The sequence below is a fragment of the Hydrogenophaga sp. L99 genome, from assembly GCF_058731905.1.
Genome location: NZ_CM178972.1, coordinates 3032500 through 3045556, shown reverse-complemented (window position 1 = coordinate 3045556; position 13057 = coordinate 3032500). Strand labels below are relative to the sequence as shown.

Below are 13057 nucleotides of genomic sequence, written 5' to 3'. Positions count from 1 at the left end.
AACGGTTCGATCAACCGTGGGAGAACTGTAAAAATTTGAGGCCGCCAGCGCCATTCGGGCGGCTACGCGCGGGGCTCCGTAAAACTACGGAGTGGCACCTTCAGCGTCGACCAGCGCGGCATAGCGGCGGATCAGCTGCGCCAGCGACTCGGCCTGCAGCTTGGCGAACAGGTTGGCACGGTGGGTTTCCACCGTGCGCGGCGAGAGGTCGAGCGCGCGGCCAATTTCCTTGTTGGTCAAGCCCGCGACGATGAAGCCCAGCACCTCGCGCTCGCGCTCCGACAGCTGCGCATACCGCTCTCGCGCTTCGCGGTCCGCCTGGTGGCGCTCCCGCGAGCGCACGTGCTGGCGCACCGCGTTTTGCAGCGTCTCGATCAGCAACTCGTCGTCGACCGGCTTTTCCAGGAACTCGGCGGCACCGGCCTTGAAGGCGCGGCGGCACATGTCCACCGTGCCGTGACCGGTCAGCATGATCACCGGCTGGTCCACGCCTTGCGCAACCAAGGTGTCGAGCACGGTCAGGCCGCTGATGCCGGGCATGCGCACATCGAGCACGATGGCACCAATGCCGTCTCGGTCGAAATGCGCCAAAAACGCCTGCGGATCGGCCCAGGTCATGACCCGCAGCCCAACGGTACCGATCAGCAGCGCCAGACTTTCTCGTACCGCTTGATCGTCGTCAATCAACTGGATGGTGGGCGAAAGGAGGCTGCCCGCGGCGGCGTTGGAGCGAATGGCTGTCATGTCGCGGTGTCCTGCAAAGGCAGGCGCAAACAGAACAGTGCGCCACCTTCGGGGCGGTTGGCCGCGGTGAGCGACCCGTCCATGCCACTGGCCAGCGTTTCGCACAGCGTGAGGCCCAAGCCAAGACCCCCCTCGCGCGCTGAGAAAAAGGGCTCAAACAGGCGCGGCAAGAGATCGGGCGCAATGCCCGGCCCGGAGTCGGCGACCTGCAACTCACCTTGGGCACCCCTTCGCGCCACGGTCAAGGTAAGCCTACGGGCTGCCACGTTCACCGATTCCAGCGCCTGCAAAGCGTTCATCAGCAGGTTGTGCACGATCTGGTCGAGCGCCACCGGGTCCGCCTTGACGTGCACCGGCTCGGGTGCATGCAACTGCGGCACAACACCGCGCCGCTGGCACTCGGGTTCCAGCAGGTGCAAGGCGCGGCGCAGGGTTTCAGCCAGGTCCACCGGGTGCGACTCGCCGCGCGACTCGGGTCGCTCTACCGCGCGGCGCAACCGCCCCACCACATCGACGGCGCGCCGCGCTTGCGCAACCGCCTGGCCCATGGCGTCGCGAGCGGTGGCCTGCTCGGGTGGGTCTTCGGCCAGCAGCCGCTGGGCAGCTTGCGTGTTGGCGAGCACCGCGGTGAGCGGCTGGTTGAGCTCGTGGGCCATACCGGCGGCCAGCTCGCCCAGCATGTTCAGCCTGGCCACCTGCCCGAGCCGCAGCAATTCTTCAGCCCTCCGGCGCGCGGTGCGCTGGCGCTGCAACTGGGCCAGCACCGACAGCACCGCCGCCACCGCCAGTGACCACGCCAACATGCGAAGCCACGGCAGCTGGCCCCAGCCCATGTGCCGCAGGGCAACCACCTGAAAGGGCTGGCTCTCAGACGCCAGGGGTTTGTTGAACTCGAAGCGCCAACCACCGCCCGACGCAAGTGCGCGCGTGTCGCCCGGCTGCACTTCAAAGCGCTGGTCCCCATCTTCCAGGGCCACGCTCACTGGGCTGGTCTCGGGCTCCATGGGCCAGTCGCTCCAGGGCACCATGCCGCGCACGTCGATGGACAGCGCGTAGGCAGTGGGTTCGGCGGCGAACACCAGGCGGTAACGGCCGCTGCTCAGGTCGGGTTGCGCCAGCGCGGCGCGGCGGGCAAGGCGTGAGTCGGTTTCGGCGGCGCTCAGGGCGGCGTCGGGCCAGGTTTGACCGCGGTCACGCCGCTGCACCGCGAGGATATGCGGGTACAGCGCTGGCAGGCGCTGCTCCGGCGGGGCTGTGCCGGGGGCTTCGGGGCTGGGTTGCAGCAGGGCCAGGGAGCCCAGAATCGCGTCGTGCTGCACCACCTGCTGGCTCAGCAAGCGGTGCACGATGCGCGCATCGGTTTCGAACGCCTGCCGCTGGCGGTCGATTTCCAACCGGGCGAGCACCACGCCGCCCACCACCGCGAGCACCGAGCCAGCGGCAACCCATGCCGCTATCGCCTGCCAGGACTTTTTCATGTGGCGGATTCTGGCATGGGCTGCCGCAGGCACTGGGCGACAATCCCAGCATGTCCTTTATTGCTGCCCGTTTCCTCACCCCGCGGCGCCTGCTCATGGCGTCGGTCGTGGTCGCCCTGATCACCATCACGCTCAAGACCCTGGCCTGGGTCATCACCGACTCGGTGGGCTTGCTGTCTGACGCCATGGAGTCGCTGGTGAACCTGGCCAGTGCGGTGTTTGGTCTGGTCATGGTGACCATTGCCGCGCGCCCGGCCGACGAAGACCACCCCTACGGACACCACAAGGCCGAGTATTTTTCGTCCGGCTTCGAAGGCATTCTGATCATCGTGGCGGCGCTGGGCATCATCTGGGCGGCCACGCACCGCTTGCTGGACCCGCAGCCGATCCAGCAGGTGGGCTGGGGTCTGGCGCTGTCGGTGGCCAGCTCGGCGCTCAATGGCCTGCTGGCCTGGGTGATGTTTGGGGCCGCACGGCAGCACCGCTCCATTGCGCTGGAGGCCGACGCCAAACACCTGGTGACCGATGTGTGGACGTCGGCGGGCGTGGTTATTGGCATTGCCATGGTGCATTTCACAGGGTGGCTCTGGCTGGACCCGGTGGTGGCCATGGCGGTGGCCGCGAACATTTTGAAAGAAGGCGTTCACCTGATGTGGCGCTCGTCGCAAGGGCTGATGGACGAAGCGGTTGAGCCCGAGATCATGGCCACCATTCAGGAAACCCTGGCGGTTTTTGCCAGCCAGGATGGCGAGGCGGCCATCATCCGGTTTGACCACCTGAGCACCCGCAAAGCCGGCCAGCGCCGGTTTCTCGATGTGCACATGCACATGCCGGCGGCCTGGTCGCTGGGCCGGGCAGCGGCGGTGCGCGCCAGTGTGGAGCAGGCGCTGATGAGCGCCATACCCGGTTTGCGGGCCACCATTCAGCTGCTGCCCAGCGACGTGGAGGCCCACTTTGACGACGAAAGGGACTTGATTTGATCGTCTTGCTGCAGCGTGTGAGCGAAGCCCGTGTGGTGATCGCAGGCGAAACGGTGGGCCAGATCGGCGCTGGCCTGCTGGTGCTGGTGTGCGCCGAGCCCGACGACACCGAAGCGGTGGGCCAGAAGCTGCTGGCCAAGATCCTGAAGTTGCGCATTTTTGGCGATGACGCGGGCAAGATGAACCGCAGCGTGCAGGACGTGGGCGGTGGTTTGCTGATCGTCAGCCAGTTCACGCTGGCCGCCGACACCAAAGGCGGCAACCGCCCGGGCTTCACCGGCGCGGCCGCACCCGCTTTGGGCGAGGCGCTTTACAACCAGTTGGTGGCAGCGGCGCGGGCCCAGCACCCGCTGGTGCAAACCGGGCGCTTTGGTGCCGACATGCAGGTGCATCTGGTCAACGATGGGCCGGTGACCATTCCCTTGCGAATGGTTTGAGCGCCTGAGCTCAGGCGTAGGGGTTGGGCAGTCCCAGGCCTGCCAAGATTTCAACTTCCCGCGCTTCCATTTCCTCGGCATCGGCCTCGCTGGTTTCGTGGTCCCAGCCCTGGGCGTGCAGGGTGCCGTGCACCAGCAGGTGCGCGTAGTGGTCGGCCAGCGTCTTGCCCTGCTCGGCGGCTTCGCGGGCCACCACAGGCGCGCACAACACCAGGTCGGCCATCACCATCGGGTCGGTTTCGTAGTCGAAGGTCAGCACGTTGGTGGCGTAGTCCTTGCCGCGGTAATCGCGGTTCAGGGCCTGGCCTTCTTCGGCGTCCACGATGCGCACGGTGATTTCGGCATCTGCGTCCAGCGCGTGGCGGATGCTGCGGGTGACCTTGTGGCGCGGCAGGGCGGCGCGGTGGGGCGCGGCGTCGGTGAGTGCGCCGAACTGGAGCGAGAGGCTGAGGGTGGGCAGGGTCATGGCGAAGGGCGTCTCAGACCGCTTTGCGGCGGGGGCGTTTCACGGGCAAGGCTTCGCCAGCGTCTGCGTCGGGGCTGCGGGCGTCGTAGGCGTCCACAATGCGGGCCACCAGCGGGTGGCGCACCACGTCGGCGCTGGTGAGCCGGTTGAAGGCAATGCCGGTCACGCGTTTGAGCACGCGCTCGGCGTCGATCAGGCCGCTGAGCTGGGTGCGCGGCAGGTCGATCTGGCTCACGTCGCCCGTCACCACCGCCTTGCTGCCAAAGCCAATGCGGGTGAGGAACATTTTCATTTGCTCGGGCGTGGTGTTTTGCGCTTCGTCCAGGATCACAAAGGCGTGGTTGAGCGTGCGCCCGCGCATGAAGGCCAGCGGTGCAATCTCGATCTGCTGGCGTTCAAACGCCTTTTGCACCTTCTCAAAGCCCATCAGGTCGTGCAGCGCGTCGTAGAGCGGTCGCAGGTACGGGTCCACCTTCTGGCCCAGGTCGCCGGGCAAAAAGCCGAGCTTTTCGCCCGCTTCCACCGCCGGACGGGTGAGCACGATGCGCTGCACCGCGCTGCGCTCCAGCGCGTCCACCGCGCAGGCCACGGCCAAGTACGTCTTGCCGGTGCCGGCCGGACCGATGCCGAAGGTGATGTCGTGCGTGGCCATGTTTTCCAGGTAGCGCGCCTGGTTGGGCGTGCGCCCGCGCACCTCGCCGCGCCGGGTCTGCATGGCCAGCGCGTCGTCGCCTCCGGCGGGCAGGGCGGTGTCGCCGCTGAGCATGAGCTGCACCTGTTCGGCCGGAATCGGCTTTCTGGCCATTTCGTACATGGCCTGCAGCGTTTCCAGTGCCTGCGTGGCCTTGGCTTTGGGGCCTTCGATGCGGAACTGCTCGAAGCGGTGCGCCACCTTGACCTGCAAGGCCGCTTCAATGCTGCGGATGTGGCTGTCCATGGGGCCGCAGAGGTGGCCCATGCGCAGGTTGTCGGGCGGGGAGAAGGTGTGTCTGAGAATCAAACCGATAATCCATCAAGGTGAAGGGTCCCCGCTCTGGCTGCGCCAAGGCCCCGCAAGGGGTTCCGCTGTGGGTGGGCGGCCCGGCCAACGACTGAAACAAGGAATCCCCCAATGATAGGCAAGTTGACCGGCACGCTGCTGGAAAAGAATCCACCGCAACTTCTCATCGACTGCCATGGCGTGGGTTACGAGGTGGATGTGCCCATGAGCACGTTTTACAACCTGCCTGCCCTGGGTGAAAGGGTGTCGCTGTTGACGCACTTTGTGGTGCGCGAAGACGCGCAGATTTTGTATGGCTTTGGCACCGCGCCAGAGCGCGAGGCGTTTCGCCAGCTCATCAAGATTTCGGGCGTGGGTCCGCGCATGGCGCTCAGTGTGCTCAGTGGTATGAGCGTGGGCGACCTGGCTCAGGCCATCAGCGCGCAAGACAGCGGGCGTATCGTCAAGGTGCCCGGCATTGGCAAAAAAACCGCCGAGCGGCTGCTGCTGGAGCTCAAGGGCAAGCTCGGTGCCGACCTGGGCCTGCCCGGCGCCGGCCCGGCCCAGAGCGATGTGCAGAGCGACATTCAGCAGGCGCTGATGGCGCTGGGCTACAGTGAAAAAGACGCGGCCGCCGCGCTCAAGCTGCTGCCAGCCGAGGTGGGCGTGAGCGACGGTATCAAGCTGGCGCTGAAGGCGCTGGCCAAGTGACGATTGCAGATTGAACCCATGAGCATCCAGACCGACGACTTCGCCCCCGCGCCCCGCATGGTGTCGGCGGCGCCCGCTTCGCCGAAAGAAGAGGCGATTGAGCGCGCGCTGCGCCCCAAGCTGCTGGACGACTACGTGGGCCAGCAAAAGGTGCGCGAGCAGCTGGAGATCTTCATTGGCGCGGCAAAAATGCGCAACGAGGCGCTGGACCATGTGCTGCTTTTTGGCCCGCCCGGCCTGGGCAAGACCACGTTGAGCCACATCATTGCGCAAGAGCTGGGCGTGAACCTGCGCCAGACCAGCGGGCCGGTTCTGGAAAAGCCCAAGGATCTGGCCGCGCTGCTGACCAACCTGGAGCCCAACGATGTGCTGTTCATCGACGAGATCCACCGCCTCAGCCCGGTGGTGGAAGAAATCTTGTACCCCGCGCTGGAGGACTACCAGATCGACATCATGATCGGCGAAGGCCCGGCGGCGCGCAGCATCAAGCTCGATTTGCAGCCCTTCACCCTGGTGGGCGCCACCACGCGCGCGGGCATGCTCACCAACCCGCTGCGCGACCGCTTTGGCATCGTGGCGCGGCTGGAGTTTTACACCGCTGAAGAGCTCGCGCGCATCGTCAAGCGCAGCGCGGGGCTGTTGAACGCGCCCATGGACGAGGCCGGCGGCATGGAGGTGGCGAGGCGTTCGCGTGGCACACCGCGCATTGCCAACCGGCTGCTGCGCCGCGTGCGCGACTACGCCGATGTGAAGGGCAGCGGCACCATCACCCTGGACATCGCCAACCGCGCGCTGGCCATGCTCGACGTGGACCCGCAGGGCTTTGACCTGATGGACCGCAAGCTGCTGGAGGCCGTGATTCACCGCTTTGATGGCGGGCCGGTGGGGCTGGACAACATCGCGGCCAGCATTGGCGAAGAGCGCGACACGATTGAAGACGTGATTGAGCCCTACCTGATTCAGCAGGGCTATTTGCAGCGCACGCCGCGCGGGCGCATCGCCACACTGGCGGCCTACCGCCACCTGGGCGTGGCGCCACCCAAGACCGACGGTTTGTTTGAGGCGGGCCTGTGACCGGGGCAGCCTCGGTGCTGGCAGGTCGCCGTTGGCGGGTGGTCGCCGGGTTTGTGTTGCTGGGTGCTGGTGCGCTGGGCGCATGGCTGTTCCTGCGCGGACCGTTGGTGGACGCGGTCACCGTTCAACCCGCGCCGCTGGTGCGCACGCTGCAGTTTTCGGCCCGCGTGGCCGCCCTTTCGCGCGTGGACTTGGGCAGCACCATCACCGGGCGGGTGGCTCAGGTGCTGGTGAACGAAGGCGCTGCCGTGCGCCAGGGTGACGTGCTGCTGCGGCTGGAATCGGGCGAGCTGGACGCGGCATGGGCGCAGGCGCAGGCCGCCCAGCAGCAAGCCCAGGCGCGCCTGGCCGGCTTGCGCAGCACGGGGCGCAGCGCGGCCTCTGCCGCCGTGGCCCAGACGGACGCAACCTTGCGCGCGGCAGCGGCAGAACTGGCCCGCACCGAGCAGCTGGTGGCCCAGGGCTTTTTGAGCGCCGCCCGGCTGGACGATGCCCGGCGTGCCGTGGCCGTGGCTCAGGCCCAGCAGGCCAGCGCACGGGCGCAAAACCAGGCTGTGGGCGAGGCGGGTACCGAACTTGCGCAGGCGCAGGCCCAGCTGGCGGTGGCGCAAGCGGCCAGCGCGGCGGCGCGGGCGCGCCAGGCGCAGGCCAGCGTGCGTGCGCCAGCCGATGCGCAGGTGCTCTCACGCACCGTGGAGCCGGGCCAGATTGTGCAGCCGGGCCGGGCGCTCATGGCCCTGGCGCTGGCTGGCCCGACACAGCTGAGCGCGCAGGTGGACGAGCGCTTTCTGGACCAGCTGCGCCCGGACCAGACCGCTGCGGTCGTGGCCGATGCGTTCCCCGCGCAGCGCTTCATGGCCAGGGTGTTGTCCATTGCCCCGGCGGTGGACGCCCAGCGGGGCGCCATCGAGGTGCGGTTTGCGCTGGTGGAGGCGGCGCCGCCTTATTTGCGCGAAGACATGACCTTGTCGGTCGAGGTGGAGACCGCCCGGCGCGACAGTACGCTGGTGTTGCCGCTGGCGGCGTTGCGCGATGGCGTGGCCAGCGCGCCTGGTGACACCGGTGCTGCCGGCTATGTGCTGGTGCGGGTGGATGGCCGTGCCCAGGCCCGCGACGTGCGCCTGGGGCTGCGAACGCTGGATGCGGTCGAGGTGCTGGAAGGGCTGGCCACTGGCGACGAAGTCTTGCTGGGTGGTGCGCTGGAAGCGGGGCAGCGGGTGCGTGCGCGGCCGGTGGCGGGGCCTTCGGCGCGCGCTGCTGCGTCGGCGCAGGACGCCGGCTCGGCGCTCACCAACACCATGGGGCGCTGAGCGCCATGAACGCCATCACTGCGCTGCTCGGCTTCGAGTTTCGGGTGGCCATGCGTTTTCTGCGCGAGGGGCGCATGCAGACCGTGTTGATCATGGTCGGTGTGGCGGCGGGGGTGGCGGTGATCGCCTACATCTCGGCGCTGATTAGTGGCCTTCAGGAAAATACGCTGGCTAAAACCCTCGGCGCGCAGGCGCACATCACGCTGCGCTCGCCCGACGATGTGGTGGTGCCCGCCGCCGAGCGCGTGCTGGGGGCCCAAACGCTGACCGAAACCCAGCCGCGCGCCCAGCGCCTGCGCTCGGTGGCCAACTGGCAGGCGCTGTTGCCCGGGCTTGAACAGCGGCCCGGCGTGGCCGCCGTCTCGCCCATGGTGGCCGGCGCGGGGCTGGCCTTGCGGGGCGAGGCCACGCAGTCTATTTCGCTCATGGGCGTTGATCTGGACCGCTACGACCGCATCGTCGGGTTGCGCGGCAAGGTGGTTAGCGGCGTGGCACGGTTGGCGCCCGGTGAAGCCATTGTGGGGCGCGACCTGGCCGCCGACCTGGGCGTGCGCGTGGGCGATCGCTTCACGGTGCAGACCGCCTTGGTCAGCGACGCGGTGCGCGTGACCGCGCTGGTGGACCTGGGTGTCAAAGAGCTCAACCGGCGCACCGTGATCGTGCCGCTGCGCGCAGCCCAAAGCCTGCTCGACCTGCCCGGTGGTGCGACCACCATCGACCTCGCCGTGCGCGACGTGTGGGCGGCGCAGGCGCTGGCCGACGACTTGCGCCGCCAGTTGCCCTATCAAGTGGAAAGCTGGCAGGAGAGCAATGCACAACTGGTTTCAGCACTGAACGCACAGTCGGTCAGCACCAGCCTGATCCGGGGTGTGGTGCTGGTGGTGGTGGTGCTGGGCATCGCCAGTGTGTTGGTGGTGTCGGTGGTGCAAAAGAGCCGCGAGATTGGCATCTTGCGTGCGATGGGCGCCACGCAAGGCCAGGTATTGCGGGTGTTTCTGCTGCAGGGGGCGGTGTTGGGTTCGGTGGGTTCGGTGCTCGGGCTGGTGCTGGCGGTGGTGCTGATCTGGCTGTTCACCACCTTTGTGCGGGGCGCCGATGGGCTGCCGCTGTTCAACATCACCCTGCAGCCGGCGCTGGCCGTGCAGATCGCCTTGCTCGCCACCGTGTGCGGGGTGCTGGCGGCCGTGGCGCCGGCGCGGCGTGCGGCCGCCATGGACCCGGCGCAGGCCATCCGCATCTGACCGCAGGCCCCACCGCACATGACCGAACTTGTAACCCCGTCACCCACCCCGTTGATCGAGCTCGACGGTTTGCGCAAGACCTACAACGCCGGACTGCCCTCCGAGGCCGAGGTGCTGCACGGCCTGTCGCTGCGCGTGAACACGGGCGAATTCATGGCGCTGATGGGGCCTTCCGGTTCGGGCAAGAGCACGCTGCTGCATATCGTGGGCTTGCTTGAGCGCATGACGGCGGGGAGCTACCGCCTGCAGGGCGAGGCGGTGCAAGACCTGGACGACACCGAACTGACCTTGCGCCGGCGCCTGATGCTCGGTTTTGTGTTCCAGTTTCACCACCTGTTGCCGGCCTTCACCGCGCTGGAAAACGTGACCATGCCCGCCCTCATGGCCGAGGGACGGGTGGGCGCCAAGCAACTGGCCCGCGCCCGTGAGCTGCTGGACGCGGTCGGTTTGTCAAAGGCCATGGACAAACGCCCGTCCGAGCTGTCAGGTGGCATGCAGCAGCGGGTGGCCATTGCCCGTGCCTTGGTCATGGAGCCGCCGCTGGTGCTGGCCGATGAACCCACAGGCAACCTGGACACGGCGTCTTCGGACGAGGTGTTCGTGCTGCTGCGCCGCATGCACGCCGAGCGCGGCGTGTCGTTTGTGGTGGTGACCCACGACCCCCGGCTGGCCGCACGCTGCGACCGCCTGGTGGAACTGGTGGACGGGCGGATCGCGCGTGATGAGTTGACGCCGCCGCCTGGTGGCTGACGTCTGTGATCTGACACGCCAAGACGTTATAGTTTGGCGGCAGTGGCCGGCACGGTAGCCCGCCCCGCATCACGGAGAAATGTCATGGGTCTCATTCAGGCGGTGGTGCGTTCGGTCGGCGGTGCGTTGGCGGACCAGTGGAAAGACTTCTACACCGTGCCGGGCGGTTTGCCGGCAACGGCGGCGTTGTTCGCTGCCGTGCCGCAAGGAACCAATGCTGGTCGGGGCTCAAACACCAAGGGTTCCTCGAACATCATCACCAACGGTTCGAAGATCGTTGTGCCCGAGGGCTACGGGCTGCTGCTGTTTCAGGAAGGTGCGGTCACCGCCTTTGTGGCCGAGCCGGGCGGGTACGAATGGCGATCGGACGACCTCAATTCCAAGTCGATTTTTGCGGGCGATGGCGTTGTGGACTCGCTCGTCTGGCAGAGCTGGGAGCGCTTCAAGTTCGGCGGCCAGCCGGGTTCGCAGCAGGCCGCGTTTTTCGTGTCGCTGAAAGAGCTGCCGAACAACCGCTTTGGCACGCAATCTGAGATCTACTGGGACGACGGTTTCCTAAATACGCAGGTGGGCGCGGTGACCCGCGGTTCCTACACCCTGAAGATCGTCGATCCAATTCTCTTTGTGAAGAATTTCGTGCCGGCTTCCTACCTACAGCCGGGCCAGGTGTTCGACTTCACCGACCTCGACAACGCCGCCGCCAGCCAGCTCTTCAACGAAGTCGTGGGTTCGCTCGCGCCGGCCTTCAGCCTGTACACGAACGACCCGGGCAAGGGCAATCGCATCACCCGGCTGCAGCAGGATTCGGTGGGGTTTGCCCAGAGCCTGTCCAGTGCGGTGGAGAGCGCCTACCAGTGGAAGACCGATCGCGGCCTGGCCATCGTCAAGACCGCGATTGTTTCCATTGAATACGACGCGAACACACGGGAACTGCTGACCAAGGTGCAGCGTGCCGATGCACTGGCAGGTGCGCGCGGCAATTCCAACCTGCAGGCCAGCGTGGCTTCGGGTATTGAATCGGCGGGTGAAACCGGTGGTGCGGCGGGTGTGATGGGGCTGGGCATGGCTACTGGCATGCTGGGTGGCATTGGCAGTTTGCAGCAGCCGGTTGCACCACCAGCGCCGGCGGCCCCCGCTGCGGAAGACCCGCTGGCCAAACTGAAGAAGGCCAAAGAGGCGCTCGATCTGGGCCTGATCACGCAGGCCGATTACGACGCCGTGAAAGCCAAGGTGCTGGGCCTCTGATCGGCAAATGGAGCCAGCTTGTCCAACCCCCAAGTTCCTTTGCCGGAGCCTCAGAACAGCGGCCCGGGATCGCCACAGCAGGTGCCGCCGCCAGCGGGCAGTTTCCAGATCGACCCGGCGACCCTGCCCGAGCCGATCCGGGATGAACTGCTGGCGCCCGATCCGGTCGCCATCGACACCTCCGACGAAGCGCTCAAGGATGGCCTGAACCGCTGCCCGAAATGCGGCGCCACCGAGGTTCGGCACAAACCTGGCACCGACCTGCTGGTGTGTTTGTACTGCCGCAACGAATGGCATGCCGAGCGGGTCGAGGAGGAATTCGGGCTCGGCGAGGGCATCGACCAGCTCAGGGACACCATCGTTGCATCTGGCGCCCAGGACATTGCCGCCGACGCCGCCAGCCTGATGAGCTTCAAGTGCGCAGGCTGCGGGGCCGAGGTGACGGTCAACACCGACAGTGCGATGACCGCGCGTTGTCACTGGTGTCGGCACGTCTTCGGCGTCAACGAACAGGTGGCCAACGGTGCGGTGCCCGACGCCATATTGCCCTTCCACATCAAAAAGGACGACGCGGTGGCGCGCATCCGCCAGTTCGTGGACAAGCGCTGCCTGTTCGCGCTCAAGGCGTTCAAGGACGAGTTCACGCCCGACAACGTCACCTGCGTCTACCTGCCGTACATGATCGTTGACGCCAATGCGAGCGCAGACGTGGCCGGCAAGGCCGAGATCGAGACGCGCCGCTACACGCGGGGCAACGGCAAAGACAAAAAGACCTATTACGATGCCGACGTTTACCAAGTGCAGCGGCATGTGGACTTCACCGTGGACGACCTGCCCATGGAGTCCACCTCCAGCCGCCGCAACCTGGACACGCGCACCAACACCAACAACATCATCAACACGATTCTGCCGTTCGACACCAAGAATGCGGTGAAGTGGAATGCGTCCTACCTGGTCGGCGTCACGTCGGAAAAGCGCAACCTGGATGTGGATCACCTGCGACCGCATCTGGAGGACCAGTTGCTGTCGATCGCCCGCGCCCAGGTCGTGGCATCGGTGAACCGCTACGGCCGCGGCGTGCGCTGGGAGCAGGAGCAGCTCAGCGTACACGGCACACGCTGGGTGTCGATGTACCTGCCCGTGTGGCTGTATTCGTACCACCAGCCAAGCAAAAACGGCGGTCTGCTGCATTACATCGCGGTGAACGGCCGCACCGGCGAGACCATGGGCAGCGTGCCGGTGCAGCAGTGGAAGCTGCTGACGGCTGCCCTCGCCACCGGTACCTTTCTCGAGGCCATTGCACTCTGGATCATCGGGAGCTCGTCATGAACGACGACGGCGCACCGTGGCTGCTGCTGTTGGGGCCGGCCGGTGCCACCGCCCTGTATTGGGCCCTGTACCGGTATTACCGCAACACCGACAAATCGCACGCCTTCGAATACGAAACCACCGTCAAGGCGGAGCCTGTGACCGGCTCAGATCAGAAGGTCGACGAGGTGAGGGGCACGCAACAGCCGCGCATCTCTGACGAGAATTTGCGTGATTACCGCAAGCGTGTGCGGCGCATTCAGAGCACGGAGCAAACCCGCTAGGCCTCTGAAGCAACCAGCCTACGAATTGCATAGAGCAGGCTCGGAAGCTG

The 13057-nt window shown here is 66.6% G+C and carries 14 protein-coding genes; 10 read left to right on the top strand and 4 right to left on the bottom strand.

Features of this window, described 5'->3' with window-relative positions:
- Nucleotides 1-84: 84 nt before the first annotated feature.
- Nucleotides 85-744, bottom strand: coding sequence for a response regulator transcription factor (locus tag AC4QBL_RS14480; protein WP_472907418.1), 660 nt, complete (start codon nt 742-744; stop codon nt 85-87).
- A complete protein-coding gene (locus AC4QBL_RS14475; protein ID WP_472907417.1) occupies nt 741-2222 on the bottom strand; it encodes a sensor histidine kinase in 1482 nt (493 codons plus the stop codon). The genes AC4QBL_RS14480 and AC4QBL_RS14475 overlap by 4 nt, the downstream gene beginning before the upstream one ends.
- Before the next feature lie 50 nt (nt 2223-2272).
- Between AC4QBL_RS14475 and AC4QBL_RS14470 the strand changes: the two genes are divergently transcribed.
- Together AC4QBL_RS14470 and dtd are read left to right on the top strand one after the other, a co-directional pair.
- Nucleotides 2273-3202: a cation diffusion facilitator family transporter gene (locus AC4QBL_RS14470; RefSeq protein WP_472907416.1), complete on the top strand. Its 930-nt coding sequence runs from the start codon at nt 2273-2275 to the stop codon at nt 3200-3202.
- Entirely contained in the window at nt 3199-3639 is a 441-nt protein-coding gene (gene dtd / locus AC4QBL_RS14465) for a D-aminoacyl-tRNA deacylase (RefSeq protein ID WP_472907415.1), read from the top strand. The genes AC4QBL_RS14470 and dtd overlap by 4 nt, the downstream gene beginning before the upstream one ends.
- A gap of 10 nt (nt 3640-3649) precedes the next feature.
- Here the strand turns inward: dtd and ybeY are convergent, their stop codons facing one another.
- Together ybeY and AC4QBL_RS14455 are read right to left on the bottom strand one after the other, a co-directional pair.
- Entirely contained in the window at nt 3650-4105 is a 456-nt protein-coding gene (gene ybeY / locus AC4QBL_RS14460; protein ID WP_472907414.1) for an rRNA maturation RNase YbeY, read from the bottom strand.
- A gap of 13 nt (nt 4106-4118) precedes the next feature.
- The gene (locus tag AC4QBL_RS14455) at nt 4119-5105 is read right to left on the bottom strand and encodes a PhoH family protein (protein WP_472907413.1); all 987 of its coding nucleotides are present in this window, start codon (nt 5103-5105) and stop codon (nt 4119-4121) included.
- Between the two features lie 111 nt (nt 5106-5216).
- Here AC4QBL_RS14455 and ruvA point away from each other — a divergent pair, with 111 nt between their 5' ends.
- The 8 genes from ruvA (at nt 5217) to AC4QBL_RS14415 (ending at nt 13007) form a co-directional block, all read left to right on the top strand.
- Nucleotides 5217-5795 (top strand): Holliday junction branch migration protein RuvA, encoded by a 579-nt coding sequence (gene ruvA, locus AC4QBL_RS14450; RefSeq protein WP_472900714.1) that lies wholly within the window; start codon nt 5217-5219, stop codon nt 5793-5795.
- 18 nt (nt 5796-5813) lie between these two features.
- Entirely contained in the window at nt 5814-6869 is a 1056-nt protein-coding gene (ruvB, locus tag AC4QBL_RS14445; protein ID WP_472900715.1) for a Holliday junction branch migration DNA helicase RuvB, read from the top strand.
- On the top strand, nt 6866-8179 hold the full coding sequence (locus AC4QBL_RS14440) for an efflux RND transporter periplasmic adaptor subunit (protein ID WP_472907412.1): 1314 nt from the start codon (nt 6866-6868) through the stop codon (nt 8177-8179). Before ruvB ends, AC4QBL_RS14440 begins: the two co-directional genes overlap by 4 nt.
- A 5-nt stretch (nt 8180-8184) precedes the next feature.
- Nucleotides 8185-9420, top strand: coding sequence for an ABC transporter permease (locus tag AC4QBL_RS14435; protein WP_472900717.1), 1236 nt, complete (start codon nt 8185-8187; stop codon nt 9418-9420).
- A gap of 18 nt (nt 9421-9438) precedes the next feature.
- Nucleotides 9439-10170, top strand: a complete 732-nt coding sequence (locus AC4QBL_RS14430) for an ABC transporter ATP-binding protein (protein WP_472907411.1) — start codon at nt 9439-9441, stop codon at nt 10168-10170.
- Nucleotides 10171-10254: 84 nt separating this feature from the next.
- The gene (locus AC4QBL_RS14425) at nt 10255-11415 is read left to right on the top strand and encodes an SPFH domain-containing protein (protein ID WP_472907410.1); all 1161 of its coding nucleotides are present in this window, start codon (nt 10255-10257) and stop codon (nt 11413-11415) included.
- 18 nt (nt 11416-11433) lie between these two features.
- Complete coding sequence (locus AC4QBL_RS14420) at nt 11434-12744, top strand: TFIIB-type zinc ribbon-containing protein (protein ID WP_472907409.1); 1311 nt, start codon at nt 11434-11436, stop codon at nt 12742-12744.
- Nucleotides 12741-13007, top strand: coding sequence for a hypothetical protein (locus AC4QBL_RS14415; RefSeq protein ID WP_472907408.1), 267 nt, complete (start codon nt 12741-12743; stop codon nt 13005-13007). Before AC4QBL_RS14420 ends, AC4QBL_RS14415 begins: the two co-directional genes overlap by 4 nt.
- Nucleotides 13008-13057 lie beyond the last annotated feature (50 nt).

Bases quoted from the DNA above. Each gene is read 5' to 3' on its own strand.
- AC4QBL_RS14480 (WP_472907418.1), bottom strand. From the start codon at position 744: ATGACAGCCATTCGCTCCAACGCCGCCGCGGGCAGCCTCCTTTCGCCC.
- AC4QBL_RS14475 (WP_472907417.1), bottom strand. From the start codon at position 2,222: ATGAAAAAGTCCTGGCAGGCGATAGCGGCATGGGTTGCCGCTGGCTCG.
- AC4QBL_RS14470 (WP_472907416.1), top strand. From the start codon at position 2,273: ATGTCCTTTATTGCTGCCCGTTTCCTCACCCCGCGGCGCCTGCTCATG.
- ybeY (WP_472907414.1), bottom strand. From the start codon at position 4,105: ATGACCCTGCCCACCCTCAGCCTCTCGCTCCAGTTCGGCGCACTCACC.
- ruvA (WP_472900714.1), top strand. From the start codon at position 5,217: ATGATAGGCAAGTTGACCGGCACGCTGCTGGAAAAGAATCCACCGCAA.
- ruvB (WP_472900715.1), top strand. From the start codon at position 5,814: ATGAGCATCCAGACCGACGACTTCGCCCCCGCGCCCCGCATGGTGTCG.
- AC4QBL_RS14435 (WP_472900717.1), top strand. From the start codon at position 8,185: ATGAACGCCATCACTGCGCTGCTCGGCTTCGAGTTTCGGGTGGCCATG.
- AC4QBL_RS14430 (WP_472907411.1), top strand. From the start codon at position 9,439: ATGACCGAACTTGTAACCCCGTCACCCACCCCGTTGATCGAGCTCGAC.
- AC4QBL_RS14425 (WP_472907410.1), top strand. From the start codon at position 10,255: ATGGGTCTCATTCAGGCGGTGGTGCGTTCGGTCGGCGGTGCGTTGGCG.
- AC4QBL_RS14415 (WP_472907408.1), top strand. From the start codon at position 12,741: ATGAACGACGACGGCGCACCGTGGCTGCTGCTGTTGGGGCCGGCCGGT.